This is a genomic window from Geminicoccus harenae, assembly GCF_019800005.1.
GTDB classification, from domain to species: Bacteria; Pseudomonadota; Alphaproteobacteria; order Geminicoccales; family Geminicoccaceae; genus Geminicoccus; species Geminicoccus harenae.
Genome location: NZ_JABGCL010000207.1, coordinates 1 through 775, shown reverse-complemented (window position 1 = coordinate 775; position 775 = coordinate 1). Strand labels below are relative to the sequence as shown.

The 775-nt window shown below is 63.0% G+C and carries 2 protein-coding genes; one reads left to right on the top strand and one right to left on the bottom strand.

Translation table 11 applies throughout. The features are described 5' to 3' along the window. A partial coding sequence (gene tolA, locus HLA95_RS27620; protein ID WP_306422402.1) for a cell envelope integrity protein TolA occupies positions 1–356 on the top strand: 356 nt, incomplete at its 5' end. A 98-nt stretch (positions 357–454) separates the two neighbouring features. Here the strand turns inward: tolA and HLA95_RS27615 are convergent. Beyond that, positions 455–775: hypothetical protein (locus HLA95_RS27615; protein ID WP_222185167.1), on the bottom strand; the 321-nt coding region annotated here is incomplete at its 5' end.

Sequence of the window (775 nt, the reverse complement as noted above, 5' to 3'; positions counted from 1 at the left end):
CAGCTCCAGCTCGCACTTTGCCCAGCAGTACCACAAGCACTCGGCCTCGTGCGGTTGCACTTGCGACTTCCCTGCAGGAGCAGATCACCCCTTGCTGGACCGTGCCGGAGGAGGCCGTTTCCCTGCAGAACCAGGGGGTGCGCGTTAACCTTCGCATCCTGCCGGACGGTTCGGTGGAGAGCGCCATGCCGGTCGAGCGGGCACGGATGCAGTCGGACCCGAACTACCGTCTGCTGGCCGAAAGTGCGGAACGCGCCGCGTTGCTCTGCTCGCCGCTGAACTTGCCGCAAGAGGACTACGAGGTTTGGAAAGACATCATCCTGAGCTTTAGGAAGGTCGGCACCGGAGGGGCGTGATCTGCCTCTTTGCAGGATAGGCTGCTAACCTTCGAGACAGGCTCGGGAGATGGCGAAATCCATTCTCCCGGCCCGATCTCGTCTATGCTGCGGTCTGGCTAGTGTGCCAAGGAGGCCGGAGGAGGTGGCTGGGCAACCAGCGCCAGCTGCTGGAACTGGGCATACACCATGATCAGGCCGGGCTCGGGCAGCACGCGCACCTCCTGGACGACCGCCTGGAAGTCGACCTGGACGGCCGTGCCATCCGCCTCCGGCTCCAGGCCGAACGACCCGCCGATCTGTTGGTCGGGCCGGATCGCTACCTCAGTGATGAACAGGATTCCCTCTGAGCCAACGACCTTGGAAACCCCGACTCCATCACCAAGAATGACCGGGAACTCCAGTAGATAATGGGTCATATTCTGCTGCCTGGGCTGGCG